This is a genomic window from Streptomyces sp. NPDC050085 (genome assembly GCF_044460595.1).
Classification (GTDB): Bacteria; Actinomycetota; Actinomycetes; order Streptomycetales; family Streptomycetaceae; genus Streptomyces.
Window position 1 is genome coordinate 60,889 of record NZ_JBITJZ010000018.1, and the last position, 16,063, is coordinate 76,951.

Below are 16,063 nucleotides of genomic sequence, written 5' to 3' on the forward strand. Positions count from 1 at the left end.
GGGGCGCGGGGGGGGGGGGGGGGGCCGGCGAGGTGAGGGCTTGTTTTCCCCCCCCGGGCCCCCGCCCGGGGGGGGGCGACGGGGGTTCAAAGACAGGCTCTCACTCCGGATCACGGTTGAACAGCGCCGACGACCAGACGTAACCGAGCACCGTCAGGCCGACGCACCAGCCGACCGCGAGCCACCCGCTGCTGCCGATCCCGCTGCCGAGCAGCAGGCCGCGCAGCGTCTCGATGGCCGGCGTGAACGGCTGGTACTCGGCGATGGGCCGGAACCAGCCGGGCATCGCGTCGACCGGCACGAACGCGCTGGAGATGAGCGGCAGGACGATCAGCGGCATCGCGTTGTTGCTCGCCGCCTCCGCGTTCGGGCTGGCCAGGCCGAGCGCCACGGCCAGCCACGTGAAGGCCACGGCGACCAGGGCCAGCAGGCCGAACGCCGCCAGCCACTCCACGGCCGTGGCGTCCGTCGACCGGAAGCCGATGCCCACCGCGACGGCGCCGACCAGCACCACGCCGATCATCGCCTGCAGCACGCTGCCCACGACGTGCCCGATGAGCACGGAGCCGCGGTGGATCGCCATCGTGCGGAAGCGGGCGATGATCCCCTCCGTCATGTCCATCGCCACGGAGATCGCGGTCCCGGCCGGAACCGCGCCGATGGTCATCAGCAGGATCCCCGGGACGAGATAGGCGATGTACGCGGAGCGGTCGGCGCCCCCGCCGCCGATCCCCGCACTCATCACGTCGCCGAAGACGTACACGAAGAGCAGCAGCAGGACGATCGGCGTCAGCAGGATGTTCAGGGTCAGCGACGGATAGCGGCGCGCGTGCAGGAGGTTGCGGCGCAGCATCGTGGACGCGTCGCGGACCGCCAGGGCGAAGGTGGCGCTCATCGGACGGCCTCCTTCGGCAGGGCCGCGCCGCCGGTCAGGGCGAAGAACACGTCGTCGAGGTCCGGGGTGTGCACGGTCAGCTCGTCGGCCTCGACGCCCGCGGCGTCCAACCAGTCGAGGAGGGACCGCAGTTCACGCTGACTGCCGTCGCTGAGGATCTGCAGCGACAGGGTCTCGTCGTCCGTGGCCGCAGGACGCAGGGCGCTCGCCGCGTGCCGGTACGCGGACGGATCGCCGAACCGCAGCCGCACGTGGCCGCCGGGGACCAGCCGCTTGAGCTCGTCGGGGCTTCCCTCGGCGGCGATCACGCCGTCGCTCAACACCGCGATGCGGTCGGCCTGTTGATCCGCCTCCTCCAGGTACTGGGTGGTGAGGAAGACGGTGACGCCGCCGCGGACCAGCTCGCGGATGATCCCCCACAGCGTGTGGCGGCTGCGCGGGTCGAGGCCGGTCGTCGGCTCGTCGAGGAAGAGGACCCACGGGTCGCCGACCAGGGTCATGGCGATGTCGAGGCGGCGCCGCATGCCTCCGGAGTAGGTGGACGCGGGCTTCTTGGCGGCCTCCGACAGGCCGAGGCGTTCGAGGAGTTCGCCAGTGGTCCGCCGTCCTTCGCGCCGCGGCAGGTGGTGCAGGTCCGCCATCAGGAGCAGGTTCTCCTCGCCGGTGATCAGACCGTCCACGGCGGAGAACTGCCCGGTCACGCCGATCAGCGCCCGCACGGCTCCCGGGTCCCTCGCGAGGTCGTGGCCGCCGACGCGCAGATCGCCGCTGTCGGCCCTGATGAGCGTGGAGAGGATCTTGACGGCGGTGGTCTTGCCCGCGCCGTTCGGCCCGAGCAGGCAGAAGACGGTCCCGGCCGGCACCGCGAGATCGATGCCGTCGAGGACCGTCTTCGCCCCGTAGGCCTTGCGCAGCCCCGACGCCTGGACGGCGTAGGGGAGCGGGGTCGATGCAGCTGTGGATGTGGTCATGCCGCGAAGGCTGCGGCACGGCGCACTCAGCGCGGTTTCAGTCCGGTTTCACAGCACCCTGCGGCGCCGCCCGAGCCACGTCTGCGCGATCACCACGACCGCCAGGAACGCCCCGCTGACCACCTGCTGGTACGCGGAGTCCAGCGACCCGATCTGATTGATCACGTTCTGGATGACCTTCAGCAGCAGCACCCCCACCAGCGACCCGCTGATGAACCCGAAGCCGCCCGTCAGGAGCGTGCCGCCGATGACGACCGCCGAGATCGCCTCCAGCTCCATGCCGGAGCCGAGGATCGTCACGCCCGACACCAGCCAGGCCGCGTTCAGCGCACCGGCCAGGCCCGCGCACAGGCCGGACAGCGTGTAGACGCCGATCTTCGTGCGGGCCACGGGCGCCCCCATCAGGGCCGCCGCGTCCTCGTTCCCGCCGACCGCGTACACGTACTGTCCGAAACGGCTGCGGCGCAGCACCAGCGCGCCGAGCACGAACAGGACCAGCGTGATCCACACGGGGAGGCCGACGCCGAGCAGCTTGTCCTGGCCCAGGTCCGCGAAGAACGTGGACTTGTCGACGAGATACGTGTTCGCGCCCTCGTCGGTGATGGCGAGGAGGATGCCGCGCGCGCCGAGCATCGCCGCGAGCGTCACGATGAAGGGCGCCAGGCGGGAGCGGGCGATCAGCAGGCCGTTGACGAAGCCGATCAGGCCGCACGCCGCGAGCGGGAGCAGCAGCGCGACCGCGGTCCCGTACTGCGAGCCCCAGGCGGCGAGCACACCGCCGAGCGCGAACAGCGAACCGACCGACAGGTCGATGCCGCCCGTCACGATGACGAACGTCATCCCGAGCGCGACGACCGCGAGGAACGCGGACGACAGCGCCATGTTCTCCATGTTGGCGCTCGTCAGGAACGTGTCGAAGGAGAACGACGCGGCGATCACCGCGATCACCAACGTGACCAGGGCGCCGTGCTGTTGGGCCAGGGCGCTCAGCCGTTCCGCGCGCGTCGCGCCGAGCGGCTCGTCCTCCTGGGCGGGTCCGGCCGGCTGTACGGCTTCGACGTCGGTCATCGTCATCGCTTCCCCCGTTCGCGTGCCGCGTAGACGGCGAGGACGATCACCACGGCCTGGGCGATCTGCGTCCACGACGGCGGCAGGTCGTGCTTGATGAGCGTGGCCGTGAGCAGCTGGATGAGGACGGCGCCGGCGACCGTGCCGCCGATGCGCACGCGGCCGCCGGTGAGCGGGGTGCCGCCGACGACGACCGCGGTGATCGCGGACAGCTCCATCAGATTGCCGAGCGAGGTCGGGTCGCTCGCGGTGAGGCGCGCGGTGGCCAACACCCCTGCCACGGCGGCCAGTACACCCGACAGGACGTAGACGAGGATGAGGACGCGCCTCACCGGAAGGCCCGCGAGCTGTGCGGCCGGACGGCTGTCGCCGATGGCGAGCAGCCTGCGGCCGAACGTCGTGCGCCGGATGACGAACGCGACCAGGACCGCGAGGGCCGCGGCGATCAGCACCAGGTACGGGACGCCGAGCACGTCGCCGGTGCCGAGGGACCGCAGACCCGGGTCCCGTACGTCCTTCAGCTGCGGCAGCAGCACGAGGGCGAGGCCGCGGCCCGCGACCATCAACGCCAGGGTGGCGACGATGGGCTGGACGCCGATGAACGCGACCAGGGCCCCGTTCGCCACACCCACCAGGGCGCCGCCGATCAGCGCGGCGACCAGCGCGATCCACACCCCGTAGCCGAGGTAGAGGGAGATCAGGGACGTGGCGAGCGCCATCACGGAGCCGACCGACAGATCGACGCCCTCGGTGCCGATGGCCAGCGCCATGCCCAGCGCCACGATGAGGACGGGGGCGACCTGCACGGCCTGCGTACGGAAGTTCTCCGTGGACAGGAAGTGCGGGGTGAAGGCGATGTTCGCGAGGAGGAGGACGGCGACGCCGAGGTAGACGCCGTAGTCCTGGAGCAGGCGCAGCAGCCGGTCGCGGTCGATACCGGCCCTGCCCACAGTCAGGTCAATCAACGGACGTCCCCTCTACGGGAGTTGCGGCGATCGCGCGCATCAGTCGGTCCTCCGTGACCGCGTCTCCGGTGAGCTCCGCGACCACCGCGCCGTCCTTGAGGACGACGACCCGGTCCGAGCCCTCGATCAGCTCCTCCATGTCGGAGGAGATCAGCAGCACGCCGAGCCCGTCGTCCGCCAACTCGTCGATGAGCTTCTGGACCTCGGCCTTCGCGCCGACGTCGATGCCGCGCGTCGGCTCGTCCAGGAGCAGCACCTTCGGGTTCATCGCGAGCCAGCGGGCGAGCAGCACCTTCTGCTGGTTGCCGCCCGACAGCTCGCCGACCTTCTGGTGCGGCCCGGACGCCTTGATGCGCAGCCGCTTCACGAACGTGTCCACGATCCGGTCGATCCGCGCCTCGTCGACGAGGCCGAACCGGGACAGGCCGGGCAGCGCCGCGAGCGCGATGTTCTCCCGCACCGACAGGCCCGGCACGATCCCCTCCGCCTTCCGGTCCTCGGGCAGGAGGCTGATGCCCGCACGGATCGCCGCCGGGGTCGAGCCCGTACGCACCCGGGAACCGGCCACGACGACCCGCCCACCGTCCGTGGGCAGCGCGCCCGCGATCGCCTTCGCGGTCTCGCTGCGCCCCGACCCGAGCAGTCCGCCGAGACCGACGACCTCCCCGGGCCGGATGTCGAGCGACACCCCGTGCAACTGGTGGCGGACCGTCAACTCCTGTGCCCGCAAAACGGGTTCGGCGCCGGTGTCGTGTTCACCGGAGAACTTGGTGAGCCCTTCGTCCTGTACGTCGCCGATCGCGCGGCCCAGCATCAGCGAGACGAGGTCCAGCCGGTTCAGGTCCGCGAGGCGCCCCGTGTGCACGACCTTGCCGTCGCGCAGCACGGTGACCGCGTCGCAGACCTCGTACAGCTCGTCGAGGCGGTGGCTGACGTACACGACGGCGATGCCGCGCTCGCGCAGCATGCGGATCACACCGAAGAGCGTGCGCACCTCGCGCGGCTCCAGCGACGACGTCGGCTCGTCCATGATGACGACCTTCGCGTCGACCGAGACCGCGCGGGCCAGCGCCACCATCTGCTGGGCGCCGACGCCGAGTTCGCGCAGCGGGCGCTGCACGTCGACGCGCATTCCGAGCTCGCGCAGGGCCGCGTCCGCTTCCCGGTGCATCCGCCGGAAGTCGATCAGGCCGAGCCTTCCGCGGGGCTCGCGGCCCAGGAACAGATTGCGGGCCACGCTCATCAGGGGGACGAGATTGACCTCCTGGTAGATCGTGGAGATGCCCGCGTGCTGAGCCTCAAGTGGCGTGGAGAAGCTGACTGGTTGACCGTCGTACGCGATCTCTCCGGCGTCCGGGTCCGGCTGGTACACCCCGGTGAGCACCTTGATCAGGGTGGACTTGCCGGCGCCGTTCTCCCCGATGAGGGCGTGCACTTCCCCGGCGCGCGCGGTGAAGTCGACAGCGTCGAGGGCGCGCACGCCGGGGAACGACTTGCTGAGACTCGTGACGGAGAGCATGTCAGAACGCCTTGTTGAGATCCGACGCAGCGTTGTCCTTGGTGTACGCACTGTCCTTGATAACGATGTCCTGGCCGACCTTGTCGCCCTTGGTGAACGCGTCCAGGGTCTGGAACGCGAGCGGCCCGAAGCGCGGGTTGGACTCGATGACGCCGGAGATCCAGCCGTCGACGATGCCCTGCACGGCGTTGCGCGTGCCGTCGACCGTCACGATCTTCACGGCGCCGGCCTTCTTGCCCGCGCTCTTGAGGGCGTTGACCGCGCCGAGGCCCATCTCGTCGTTCTCGGCGTAGATCCCCGTGATGTCCGGCTTGGACTGGATGAGCTGCTCGGTGACCTGCTGGCCCTTCTCACGGGCGAAGTCGCCGGTCTGCTTGAAGACGACCTTCAGGCCGGGGGCCTTCGCCTTGAGCTGGTCCTCGAAGCCCTTGGTGCGCTCGGTCGTGACGTTGTTGCCCGCCGAGCCGAGCAGGATCGCGATCGTGCCCTTGCCCCCGGTCGCCTCGATCATCCGGTCCGCGGCGCGCTTGCCCTGCTCGACGAAGTCCGAGCCGATGAACGACACGTAGTCCTTGCAGGCCGTCGCGTTGATCTTGCGGTCGACGGTGACGATCGGGATGTGCTTGGCGCCGGCCGCGCGCAGCACGGGCTCCCAGCCGTCGGAGTTGAGCGGCGCGATGACCAACAGGTCCGCGCCCTTGGCCATCAGGTCCTGCACGTCGCTGATCTGCTTGGAGAACTGCGACTGGGCATTGGCGGTGAGCAGCTTGATGCCCCGCTTGCTCGCCTCGGCCTTGAGGGAGGCGGTCTCCGCGATGCGGAACGGGTTGGCCTCCTTCTCGGACTGGGAGAACCCGACGGTGGCGCCCTTCAGATCGAGCTTCTTGCCGCCGTACGCCGAGACGTCGCAGGTCTGGCCGGTCCCGGAGGAGGCCACCTCCTGCCCGGCGTTCGCGTCCGTCGCGCTCGAACTGCCCTTGTCGGTGCTTGAGTTGTCGTCCTCGGACTTGGCGCATCCGGTGGCGAGCGCGAGGCCCGCGACGAGACCGGCGGCGAGCAGGGCCCGGGCGGAGGTACGACTGCGGTGGCGGAGTGCGATCTGCGTCATGTTCAGGTCCCCAAAACGGCACGGCCCGGCGCGTGAACGCGCTGACGGGGTGGATGTGTTCGACCAGTCGGATCGGCGCTACAGGGGAGGTTTTTACATCGTTGGAAGAGGCCTGTAAACCCTTTGCGCAGCGACGGGTCGGCGGGGGAGGACTGACGGGGTGTCACCGGCGGCCCAGCGTGCTCTCCCGCTCGATCAGCCGGTACTCCGCGGTGAGTTCACGCCCCGTGCGCACCTCGGGGTGTTCCAGGCGGTCGAGGAGGGACTGCACCGCCAGGCGCGCGATGGCCTGTTTGTCCGGGGAGATCGTGGTCAGGGTGACCGCGCCGAAGCGGCCCTCGGCTATGTCGTCGAAGCCGACCACCGCCACGTCCCACGGCACCCTGAGCCCCCGCTCGTGCAGCACCCGCATCGCCCCGATCGCGACCAGGTCGTTGTACGCGAACACGGCGTCGGGCCGCACCCCAGCGTCCAGCATCCGCGCCATCGCCTCGGCCCCGTCCCCCCGGTCCCAGCCCCCGGTCGAGCCGACCAGCGTGTCCGGCGAAGGCAGCCCCGCGGCCGTCAACTCCGCACGCCAGCCCGCCAGTCGAAGGTGCGCGGGCTGGTTCGCCGAGTCGGTGCGCGCGCCCAGGTAGGCGATCTGGGTGCGCCCGCGGCCCAGCAGATGGCGCACCGCCGCACGGGCCGCCGCGACGTTGTCGATGGCGATGTGGTCGTAGGGCACGTCGTACTCGCGCTCACCGAGCAGCACCAGCGGGACGTCGTCGTCGTCCCGGCCCCGCAGGTCCTCCGCCTCCAGCTCCAGCGGGCTCAGGATCAGCCCGTCGATCACCCGGGCCGGGAAGCCCTGACTGACCAGGATCTCCTGCTGCCGATCGCCCCGCGTGTGGTCGAGCAGCACCGTGACGTCGTGCTCGGCGGCCGCGTCGATCACGGCCCCCGCGAGCTCCGCGAAGTACGGGTTGCCGAGCTCGGGCAGGGCGAGCGCGATGATGCCCGTACGTCCTTTGCGCAGGTGGCGGGCGGTGAGATTGGGTCGGTAGCCGAGCTCGTCGATCGCCTCCTGCACCCGGGCGCGCATCGCCGGAGTGACGTGCTGGTAGTTGTTCACGACATTCGACACGGTCTTGATCGAGACGCCCGCGCGCTCCGCGACATCCTTGAGGCTCACCCGCACGGAATCTCCTTCGGCTCTGCGTACCCGGTCGCCGGGTGCGTTTGTCATGCCCCTGGACAGCGCGCCGGAAGGCGTGCTGTCATGCCAACTGCCGTTCCTTCCAACGTTGTACAGACGAGTTGTACCGACTCGAGCGGCGAGCCGCCACCCTTCCTCGACGCGTTCCCCGCGTTCCACTCCAGGAGGATCCGTGCGCACCAGACCCACCAGACTCAGCGCAGCCGTCCGTCACCGTGGCCGTCCGCTGGCCCTGCTCCTCACCGCGGCCTTGGGGCTCACCGCGCTCACCGTGGCACCGCACGCCACGGCCGGCACGGCCGATGCCGCCGGGAAGGCCACCGCGAAGACCACCGGCGGGGCCGCGGACGAGCCCGTCGTCCCGCAGGGGCTCAAGGGCGAGTACTACACCCAATCCGCCCCGGGAGCCTTCGACTTCGACCAGTTGAGGGCGACCGGATTCGACCCGAAGATCGACTTCGGCAGCCTGGAGTCCCGGCTGCAGTCCGCGACCGGCAGCGCCGACGACGCCAGCGTGCGCTGGACCGGCAAACTGGTCCCGGAGAAGACCGGCGCGACAACGTTTTCCCTCATCGGCGACAACGGCTTCCGCCTCTGGGTCGACGGGAAGCTGGTGATCGACCACTGGGTCGACGACTGGGACAGGGAACAGACCTCGGCCCCCGTCGAGTTGACCGCGGACAAGGCCGTCGACATCAAGGTCGAGTACTTCGAGCACTTCGGCGGCTCCAACCTCCATCTGCGCTGGACCGAGCCGGGTCAGCAGAAGGAGGCGATCCCGTCGTCGGCGTTCCGGCTGCCCGACGACTGGACGTACGACGGGGCGATCGGCACGACCGTCCTCGGCGACGGCCGCACCCTCAAGCTCGACTTCGCCCAGAAGCTCTCGGCCGTGCCCGCCGAGGTCGACGACCACCTCGCGGCAGTGATCGGCGGGGCCAAGTGGCCGCTGAACAGCGTCACGTCCGACCCGAAGGACCCGCGCGCGCTGCTCGTCGGCCTGAAGGAGCCGGTCGTCGGGAACAAGGCCGGTGACGCCCCCGGCCTCGCCGACGTGACGTACGACGGCAAGGGCGGACTCACCGGCGACGACGGGACGCCCGTCGGCGCCTTCTGGTCCAGTGGCCCGAACCACTCGACGTACCGGCTGAGCACCGAGTGGGGCGACGAGGTCACGCCGGGCAACGCGCACCGCGAGTACCCGAGGCCCCAGCTGACCCGGTCGAACTGGCGGAACCTCAACGGCAGTTGGGAGTTCGCGGCCGCGGACGCCGGCGATCCCGCGCCCGTCGGCAAGAAGCTCGGCGAGAAGATCCTCGTGCCCTACCCGGTCGAGTCCCGGCTCTCCGGGATCGAGCGCCACGAGGACCGCATGTGGTACCGCCGCACCTTCACGGTCCCCGCGGACTGGAAGGTCGGCAAGGGGCAGCGCCTCCAGCTGAACTTCGGCGCCGTCGACTGGCAGTCCGAGGTCTACGTCAACGGCAAGAAGGTCGCCGACCACAAGGGCGGCTACGACAAGTTCGGCGCCGACATCACCGACGCGCTCGAGCCCGGCCGCACCCAGGAGCTGATCGTCGGCGTCTACGACCCGACGGACGCCGCGAACGGCGAGAACCCGCCGATGGGCAAGCAGCGCCTCGACCCCAGCGGCATCTGGTACACCCCGTCCTCCGGCATCTGGCAGACGGTGTGGATGGAGCCGGTCGCCCCCGACCACGTGACCGACCTCAAGCTCACGCCCGACGTCGACAAGGGCCAACTGGCCGTGGAGACCACGGGAGTTCGCGACGGCCTGCCCGTGACCGCGACCGCGTACGCGGGCAAGCGCAAGGTCGCCACCGCGACCGGCACCTCCGGCAAGCCGCTCACGGTCCGGATCACCGACCCGCACCTGTGGACCGCGGACGACCCGTACCTCTACGACCTCAAGGTCACCGTCGGCCAGGACCGGGTCGGCAGCTACTTCGGGATGCGCTCCATCAAGGTCGAGAACGTGAACGGCACCCCGCGCACCGTCCTCAACGGCAAGCCGGTCTTCATGATGGCCACCCTCGACCAGGGCTTCTGGCCCGACGGCCTGCACACGGCCCCGAGCGACGAGGCGCTGGCGTACGACCTGAAGATGCACAAGCAGATGGGCTTCAACTCCGTCCGCAAGCACATCAAGGTCGAACCCGACCGCTGGTTCTACTGGGCCGACAGGCTGGGCCTGCTGGTCTGGCAGGACATGCCGGCGATGACGGCCGGGGTGAACCCGTCCACGGCCGCCCGCGCCGAGTTCGAGCGCGAGATGAAGACCATGATCGACCAGCACTACAACCACCCGTCGGTCGTCATGTGGGTCACGCTCAACGAGGGCTGGGGCCAGTACGACGAGGGGCGCCTCGCCGACCAGGCCAAGTCCTGGGACCCGACCCGCCTCGTCAACGGCATGTCGGGGCTCAACCTCGGCCGTGACGGCGGCGCCGGCGACATCATGGACGAGCACGGCTACCCGAGCCCGGCGCTGCCGCCGCACCCGGACGGCAAGCGGGCCCTGGTCGCGGGCGAGTACGGCGGCCTCGGCCTGGCCGTCCCGGGGCACGCGTGGTCCGTCCAGCAGTCGTACGTCGATGTGGACCCGGCGACGTACACGGACGACTACCTCACCAAGCTCACCGAGGTGCACGCCCTGGCCTGCAAGGGCGGCAACGGCGCCGTCTACACGCAGATCTCCGACGTCGAGGGCGAGTTGAACGGTCTGCTCACCTACGACCGCAGGGTCGTCAAGCCGGACGTGCGGCGTGTGCACGACGCCCAGCAGGCCCTGATCCGCGACGCGTCGCAGGCGACCGTGCAGAACTGTTCCTGATCCCGTACGCCCCTGGGGCGGGCCCGCAACGCCGGGCCCGCCCCGCTCTTTCACGGCCGACGACTTCATGGGGGACAGCTCATGACAGTGACACCACGCGGCGTGCTGCAGGCCGCCACGGTGGTCTCCGCGGCCACCGCGTCCGCCGGTGCGACGGGCACGACGGCCCGGGCGGCAGCCGCACCGGGCCCGGCCGCCGACGCCTTCACCCGCATGCCCGTCGGCAGCATCACCGCCCGCGGCTGGCTCGCCGGGCAGCTGAGGCTCCAACTCGCCGGACTCTGCGGCCGCTACGAGGAGAAGTCCCACTTCCTGGCCATGGCCACCAGCGGCTGGGTCCACCCCGAACTCGGCGGCTGGGAGGAACTCCCTTACTGACTAAGGGGGTTCGTACCGCTGGCGATCGCCACCCGGGACCCCGACGCCCTCGCCACCTGCGAGCGCTGGATCGACGCGATCCTCGCCACGCAGGAGCCCGACGGCTACTTCGGCCCGCGCGCCCTGCGCACCTCCCTGAACGGCGGCCCCGACTTCTGGCCGTTCCTGCCGCTCCTGATGGCGCTGCGCACCTACGAGGAGTACCCGACGGCCACCCGTGGACACCCGAACCCGCCTACCGCCGCATCGCGAACAAGCACAGCGGCAAGGTCCTCGCCGTCGACGGGATGTCCACGGCGAACAGCGCCCAAGTGGTGCAGTTCACCGACAACGGGACGGAGGACCACCTGTGGCGCCTGACGTCTTGACGGGCCATCGGGACGCACGAAGAATGAGCGCGCTTGCTGACAACGTTGTCGAAAGGGTTCCGATGACACCACGCACCCGCCGCTCGTGGCCGCGCTCCTGGGGGGTGCTCGCGGTCGCCGCCCTGCTCGGCACGGGACTCGCGGCGCCCGCGGCCCAGGCCGCCCCGGCCGGATCCGGTCAACTCACCGATCTGGTCAACCCGTTCATCGGCACGGAGAACGAGGGCAACACCTACCCCGGCGCCGCGGTGCCGTTCGGCATGGTGCAGTTCTCGCCCGACACCGGCCACAACACCGGCTACGACTACTCCGAGAACCACATCCGCGGCTTCTCCACCGTCCATCTCTCGGGCGTGGGCTGCGGATTGGGCGGTGATCTGCCGGTGCTGCCGACGACCGGCGACATCACCAGCACCGACTACGCCAAGTACGCGGCGGAGTTCAGCCACGACGACGAATCGGCGTCGCCCGGCTACTACAAGGTCGGCCTGAAGACCGGTATCGAGGCCGAGTTGAGCGCCACCAGGCGCACCGGCGTGCAGCGCTACACCTTCCCGGACAAGGACACCGACAAGGCCAACGTCCTCATCAACGCGGGGCAGTCGCTGCACAAGACCCTGCACACCAAGGTCGAGATCCTCGACAGCCGGACGGTGCGCACCGCCATCACGGGCAGCGGCTTCTGCCAGGACACCAAGCCGTACACGGTCTACACGATCACGAAGTTCGACCGCCCCTTCACCGCGTCCGGCACCTGGAAGGGCGACACCGTCACCGCGGGCTCGACGACCTCGGACGCCGACGCCGAACGCAACGGTGCCTACGTCCGGTTCGACACGAGCAAGGACCGCACCGTCGAGGCGACGACGGCGATCTCGTACGTCGACGCCAAGGGTGCGGCGCTCAACCTCCGTGCGGAGGGCGGCCGTTCCTTCGACGCGGTGCACCGCGCCGCCACGGCCGCGTGGGAGGACCGCCTCGACGACGTGCGCGCCCAGGGCGGCAGCGACACCCTGCGCCGCACCTTCTACTCGTCGCTGTACCGCTCGTTCCTCGCGCCGAACATCGGCAGCGACGTCGACGGCCGCTACACCGGCTGGGACCAGAAGACCCACCGCGCCAAGGGATTCACGTACTACCAGAACTGGTCCCTGTGGGACACCTATCGCACCCAGGCGCAGCTCCTGTCGCTGCTCGCGCCGCGCGAGTCGCGGGACATGGCGCTGTCGGTGATCCAGATCGACAAGGACAGCGGCTGGCTGCCCAAGTGGGGCTACGGCACGGTCGAGACGAACATCATGACCGGCGACCCCGTCACCCCGTTCCTCACCAACGCCTACCAGCAAGGGCTGTTGAAGGGACCCGGCGAGGCTGAGGACGCGTACCGCGCGCTGAAGAAGAACGCGGACGGCGTGCCGCCCGCCGACTCCGCGCCGGTGGGCCGCGAGGCCAACAAGGAGTACATCGCCGAGGGGTTCGCGCCCTACATCAAGGACCGGGCGCACGTGAAGCCCGGTGACTCGGACTACGACCACGGCGCTTCGGCCACGCTCGAGTACGCCCTGTCCGACGCGATGCTCGGCCGGATGGCGAAGGAGCTCGGCCACGCGGACGACGCGAAGCGCTATGCCGAGCGGGCGCAGAACTACCGGAAGATCTTCGACAGTTCGACCGGCTTCTTCCGGGCGCGCGACGCCGCAGGGGACTTCACCGGGCCCGCCGACCCCGCGCAGAGCGAGGGCTTCCACGAGGGCACGTCCTGGCAGTACCAGTGGCTCGTGCCGCAGGACCTGCCGGGGATGGTCTCGCTGATCGGCGGCGAGGACGCGGCCAACCAGCGCCTCGACTCCTTCTTCGCGTACGACCGGCTGGTCGCGGACCCGGCGAGGACGGCGCGCGAGGTGTGGGTCAACGGGCCGTACGACTACTACAACGCGGACAAGTACAACCCGCAGAACGAGCCCGACCTGATCGCGCCGTACACGTACCTGTCGACCGGGCAGCCGTGGAAGACGACCGACGTGGTGCACGCCGCGCTGACCCTGTTCACCGACACGCCGACCGGCATGACCGGCAACGACGACCTGGGCACCATGTCCGCCTGGAACGTCCTGTCGTCCATCGGGATCTTCCCGGTGCAGCCGGGCACGGACACCTGGGGCCTGTCGACGCCGGTCTTCGAGAAGGTCGACGTGACGCTGGACCGCCGGTACTACCCGACGGGCGGACTCACCGTGCGGGCCCCCGGCACCTCGGACTCGGCGCGCTACATCCAGTCGGCGCGGACGAACGGTGCCGCGTACGACAAGACGTACCTGACCACCGACGACCTGCGCGGCCTTCGCGACCTGAGCTTCACGGTGGGCGGCGAGCCCTCGCGGTGGGGGACCGGGGCCGACGCGGCGCCGCCCGCGGTGAAGTGACGTAACCGACAGGTCAGTTGAGTCACACGAGACCCGCCTCTCCCAGAGGGGCGGGTCTTAATCTGTTGTTAACTGTCCGTGCCTAGATCGTACTTGACCGTAATCGGCCGGGGGCGATTGACTGCGGGTTCCCCGTCGTCGACGCGAGAGCACTCCATGACTGCCACTGGCTCGGACCTGCTCGCCCCACTCGACCTTGCGTTCTGGAACATCGAGACCGCCGAACACCCCATGCACCTGGGCGCGTTGGGCGTCTTCGAGGCCGACGGCCCGGGCGCCGCGCAGCACGCGTACGAACTGCTCGCCGCCCGCGCCGCCGGTGTGCCGGGCCTGCGCATGCGGATAGCCGGGGTGCTCGTGCCCGTCGGCGGAGCCGCGCGGGTGCCGGTCGTGCACTTCGACCCGGAGGACCACGTGCGGCTCGCGGAGCCCGTCACGGACTTCCATGGTGCGGCCGGGGCGTTGATGGAGCGGCCGCTGGACCGGGCGCGGCCGCCGTGGGAGGCGCACGTCCTGCCCTCGGCGGACGGCGCCTCGTTCGCGGTGCTGTTCAAGTTCCACCACGCCCTCGCCGACGGGCTGCGCGCCCTGACGCTGGCCGCCGGGGTGATGGACCCCATGGACCTGCCGGCCGCGCGCACCCCGAAGGAGGAGGAACCGGCCCCGCGGCGCGGCCTGCGGCTCCCGTTCCCCGGGATGCGCGAGATCACCCTCGGTGACCTCGACCCGCGGCGCTACCCCGGCCATGTGCGCACCCTGGCGAGCAGCACCACCCGGGCCGTCGCCATCGGCGCCTCCGTGGCCCGCGCCACCTGGGGCGTGCGCACCTCGCCCGCGCTGAGCTCCCGGGCCTCCGGCACGCGCCGCACCGCGGGCGTCGTCCTCGACCTCGACGACGTGCACCGCATCCGCAAGACCGCGGGCGGCACCGTCAACGACGTACTGATCGCCGTCGTCGCCGGGGCCGTGCGACGCTGGCTCGACGAGCGCGGCGACGGCAGCGCCGGGGTCGAGCCGCGCGCCCTGATCCCCGTCTCGCGCCGCCGCCCGCGCACCGCCCACCCGCAGGGCAACCGGCTCTCGGGCTACCTGGTGCGGCTGCCGGTCGCCGAACCGGACCCCACGGAACGACTCCGCGTGGTCCGCGCCGCCATGAACCGGCGCAAGGACCAGGGCCCGAACCGCGGCGCGGGCGCCGTCGCCCTGCTCGCCGACCACGTCCCGCCGCTCGGCCACCGGCTCGGCGGCTCCCTCGTCGGCCAGAACGCGCGGCTCCTGTTCGACCTCCTGGTCACCAGCGTGCCGCTGCCGAGTCTCGGCCTCCGCCTCGGCGGCTGCCCCCTCACCGAGGTCTTCCCGCTGGCGCCGCTCGCCCAGGGCCAGTCCCTCGCGGTCGCCGTCTCCACGTACCGGGGGCGCGTGCACTACGGCCTGGTCGCCGATGCCGAGGCGGTACCGGACCTGGAGCGGCTGGCCCGCGCGCTCACCGGCGAACTGGCGGAACTGCTGGCCGCCTGCGCGCCCTAGACCGGGTCGACCCCGGGCCGTCCGAGGTCCGCGAGGAGGCCGTCGGGCGCCCGCGTCAGGGAAGCGGTGTCGTCCGGGGTGAACCAGGTGGTGCGGATGCGCTCATTGGTTCCTCCCGGCGTCTCGTGGCCGCCCGCGAGCTGCTCGACGGAGCGGGTGTCGTCGGCCAGCGACCGGCCGACGGCGCCGAAGAGGCCGCGGACGTACCGGTCCGCGTCGTCGGGCTGGACGCCGTGGCCCGCCGCCCCTGCGTGAGCGTCGCCAGGTACCGGTAGTGCGAGGCCAGCGTGGACGTCAGCGTCTGGAAGGCGTCGAGCGTCGCCTCGTCCGGGACGGGCAGCGCCCCGCCGAGGCGGTCGAAGAGCGCGTCGACGCCGGGGTGGCCGGGGCAGGTCACGGTGACGGCACGGCGCTCGCGCACGGCGGGCAGCGGGATCGCCCGCACCACGGGCGCACCGGTACCCAGCAGGGCGCGCACCTCGCCGATGCCGACGCCCGCCATGGCGCTGACCACGACCTTGCCGCCCTCCACCCGCAGTCCGGCGAGCGCCTCGGCCCGGTCCTGGGGGCGGACCGCGATGATCACGACGGAGGCGCGGTCGGCGACCTCCTGGTCGTCGGCGCAGACCCGCGCGTTCGCGAAGCGCCGCGACAGCTCGGCGGCCGCCCGGGCGCCACGCGGCGACAGGAAGACGTCCGGCGGCCCCTCGACGCCCTCGCTCACGGCGTGACAACGGCCACTGATCCGGGGTGCGCGACGGAACGGGTTTGGAGAGTTGACCCGCCGCT

At 71.0% G+C, this 16,063-nt stretch carries 12 protein-coding genes and 1 pseudogene; 5 read left to right on the plus strand and 8 right to left on the minus strand.

Annotation, left to right across the window (positions count from 1 at the left end; translation table 11 throughout):
• Nucleotides 1-100 precede the first annotated feature (100 nt).
• The 7 genes from ACIBUY_RS38075 to ACIBUY_RS38105 all read right to left on the minus strand — a co-directional run bounded on the left by ACIBUY_RS38075 (nt 101) and on the right by ACIBUY_RS38105 (nt 7,706).
• Nucleotides 101-895, minus strand: a complete 795-nt coding sequence (locus ACIBUY_RS38075) for an ABC transporter permease (RefSeq protein ID WP_399155085.1) — start codon at nt 893-895, stop codon at nt 101-103.
• On the minus strand, nt 892-1,866 hold the full coding sequence (locus ACIBUY_RS38080) for an ATP-binding cassette domain-containing protein (protein ID WP_399155086.1): 975 nt from the start codon (nt 1,864-1,866) through the stop codon (nt 892-894). The genes ACIBUY_RS38075 and ACIBUY_RS38080 overlap by 4 nt, the downstream gene beginning before the upstream one ends.
• 48 nt (nt 1,867-1,914) lie before the next feature.
• A complete protein-coding gene (locus ACIBUY_RS38085; RefSeq protein ID WP_399155087.1) occupies nt 1,915-2,940 on the minus strand; it encodes an ABC transporter permease in 1,026 nt (341 codons plus the stop codon).
• On the minus strand, nt 2,937-3,899 hold the full coding sequence (locus ACIBUY_RS38090) for an ABC transporter permease (RefSeq protein WP_399155088.1): 963 nt from the start codon (nt 3,897-3,899) through the stop codon (nt 2,937-2,939). The genes ACIBUY_RS38085 and ACIBUY_RS38090 overlap by 4 nt, the downstream gene beginning before the upstream one ends.
• Nucleotides 3,892-5,418, minus strand: coding sequence for a sugar ABC transporter ATP-binding protein (locus ACIBUY_RS38095; protein WP_399155089.1), 1,527 nt, complete (start codon nt 5,416-5,418; stop codon nt 3,892-3,894). The genes ACIBUY_RS38090 and ACIBUY_RS38095 overlap by 8 nt, the downstream gene beginning before the upstream one ends.
• Nucleotide 5,419: 1 nt before the next feature.
• The gene (locus ACIBUY_RS38100; RefSeq protein ID WP_399155090.1) at nt 5,420-6,526 is read right to left on the minus strand and encodes an ABC transporter substrate-binding protein; all 1,107 of its coding nucleotides are present in this window, start codon (nt 6,524-6,526) and stop codon (nt 5,420-5,422) included.
• Between the two features lie 163 nt (nt 6,527-6,689).
• Complete coding sequence (locus ACIBUY_RS38105) at nt 6,690-7,706, minus strand: LacI family DNA-binding transcriptional regulator (protein WP_399155091.1); 1,017 nt, start codon at nt 7,704-7,706, stop codon at nt 6,690-6,692.
• A 190-nt stretch (nt 7,707-7,896) separates the two neighbouring features.
• On the opposite strand from ACIBUY_RS38105, the gene ACIBUY_RS38110 reads away from it, so the two are divergent.
• The 5 genes and pseudogenes from ACIBUY_RS38110 to ACIBUY_RS38130 all read left to right on the plus strand — a co-directional run bounded on the left by ACIBUY_RS38110 (nt 7,897) and on the right by ACIBUY_RS38130 (nt 15,274).
• The gene (locus ACIBUY_RS38110; RefSeq protein WP_399155092.1) at nt 7,897-10,578 is read left to right on the plus strand and encodes a PA14 domain-containing protein; all 2,682 of its coding nucleotides are present in this window, start codon (nt 7,897-7,899) and stop codon (nt 10,576-10,578) included.
• Between the two features lie 81 nt (nt 10,579-10,659).
• Nucleotides 10,660-11,175: pseudogene (locus ACIBUY_RS38115) on the plus strand (hypothetical protein); the annotation flags it as partial.
• Complete coding sequence (locus tag ACIBUY_RS38120) at nt 11,112-11,324, plus strand: RICIN domain-containing protein (protein WP_399155135.1); 213 nt, start codon at nt 11,112-11,114, stop codon at nt 11,322-11,324. The pseudogene ACIBUY_RS38115 and the gene ACIBUY_RS38120, both read left to right, overlap by 64 nt.
• A 62-nt stretch (nt 11,325-11,386) precedes the next feature.
• Nucleotides 11,387-13,747, plus strand: coding sequence for a GH92 family glycosyl hydrolase (locus ACIBUY_RS38125; RefSeq protein ID WP_399155093.1), 2,361 nt, complete (start codon nt 11,387-11,389; stop codon nt 13,745-13,747).
• 156 nt (nt 13,748-13,903) lie between these two features.
• Complete coding sequence (locus ACIBUY_RS38130; protein WP_399155094.1) at nt 13,904-15,274, plus strand: wax ester/triacylglycerol synthase family O-acyltransferase; 1,371 nt, start codon at nt 13,904-13,906, stop codon at nt 15,272-15,274.
• 55 nt (nt 15,275-15,329) lie between these two features.
• On the opposite strand, the gene ACIBUY_RS38135 is transcribed toward ACIBUY_RS38130, so the two are convergent.
• Nucleotides 15,330-15,998, minus strand: coding sequence for an NAD(P)-binding domain-containing protein (locus tag ACIBUY_RS38135; RefSeq protein ID WP_399155095.1), 669 nt, complete (start codon nt 15,996-15,998; stop codon nt 15,330-15,332).
• Nucleotides 15,999-16,063: the final 65 nt, after the last annotated feature.

What these genes read in the sequence shown, in the direction of transcription:
- ACIBUY_RS38075 (WP_399155085.1), bottom strand. Translation starts at nt 895, where the DNA reads ATGAGCGCCACCTTCGCCCTGGCGGTCCGCGACGCGTCCACGATGCTG.
- ACIBUY_RS38080 (WP_399155086.1), bottom strand. Translation starts at nt 1,866, where the DNA reads ATGACCACATCCACAGCTGCATCGACCCCGCTCCCCTACGCCGTCCAG.
- ACIBUY_RS38085 (WP_399155087.1), bottom strand. Translation starts at nt 2,940, where the DNA reads ATGACGATGACCGACGTCGAAGCCGTACAGCCGGCCGGACCCGCCCAG.
- ACIBUY_RS38095 (WP_399155089.1), bottom strand. Translation starts at nt 5,418, where the DNA reads ATGCTCTCCGTCACGAGTCTCAGCAAGTCGTTCCCCGGCGTGCGCGCC.
- ACIBUY_RS38100 (WP_399155090.1), bottom strand. Translation starts at nt 6,526, where the DNA reads ATGACGCAGATCGCACTCCGCCACCGCAGTCGTACCTCCGCCCGGGCC.
- ACIBUY_RS38125 (WP_399155093.1), top strand. Translation starts at nt 11,387, where the DNA reads ATGACACCACGCACCCGCCGCTCGTGGCCGCGCTCCTGGGGGGTGCTC.
- ACIBUY_RS38130 (WP_399155094.1), top strand. Translation starts at nt 13,904, where the DNA reads ATGACTGCCACTGGCTCGGACCTGCTCGCCCCACTCGACCTTGCGTTC.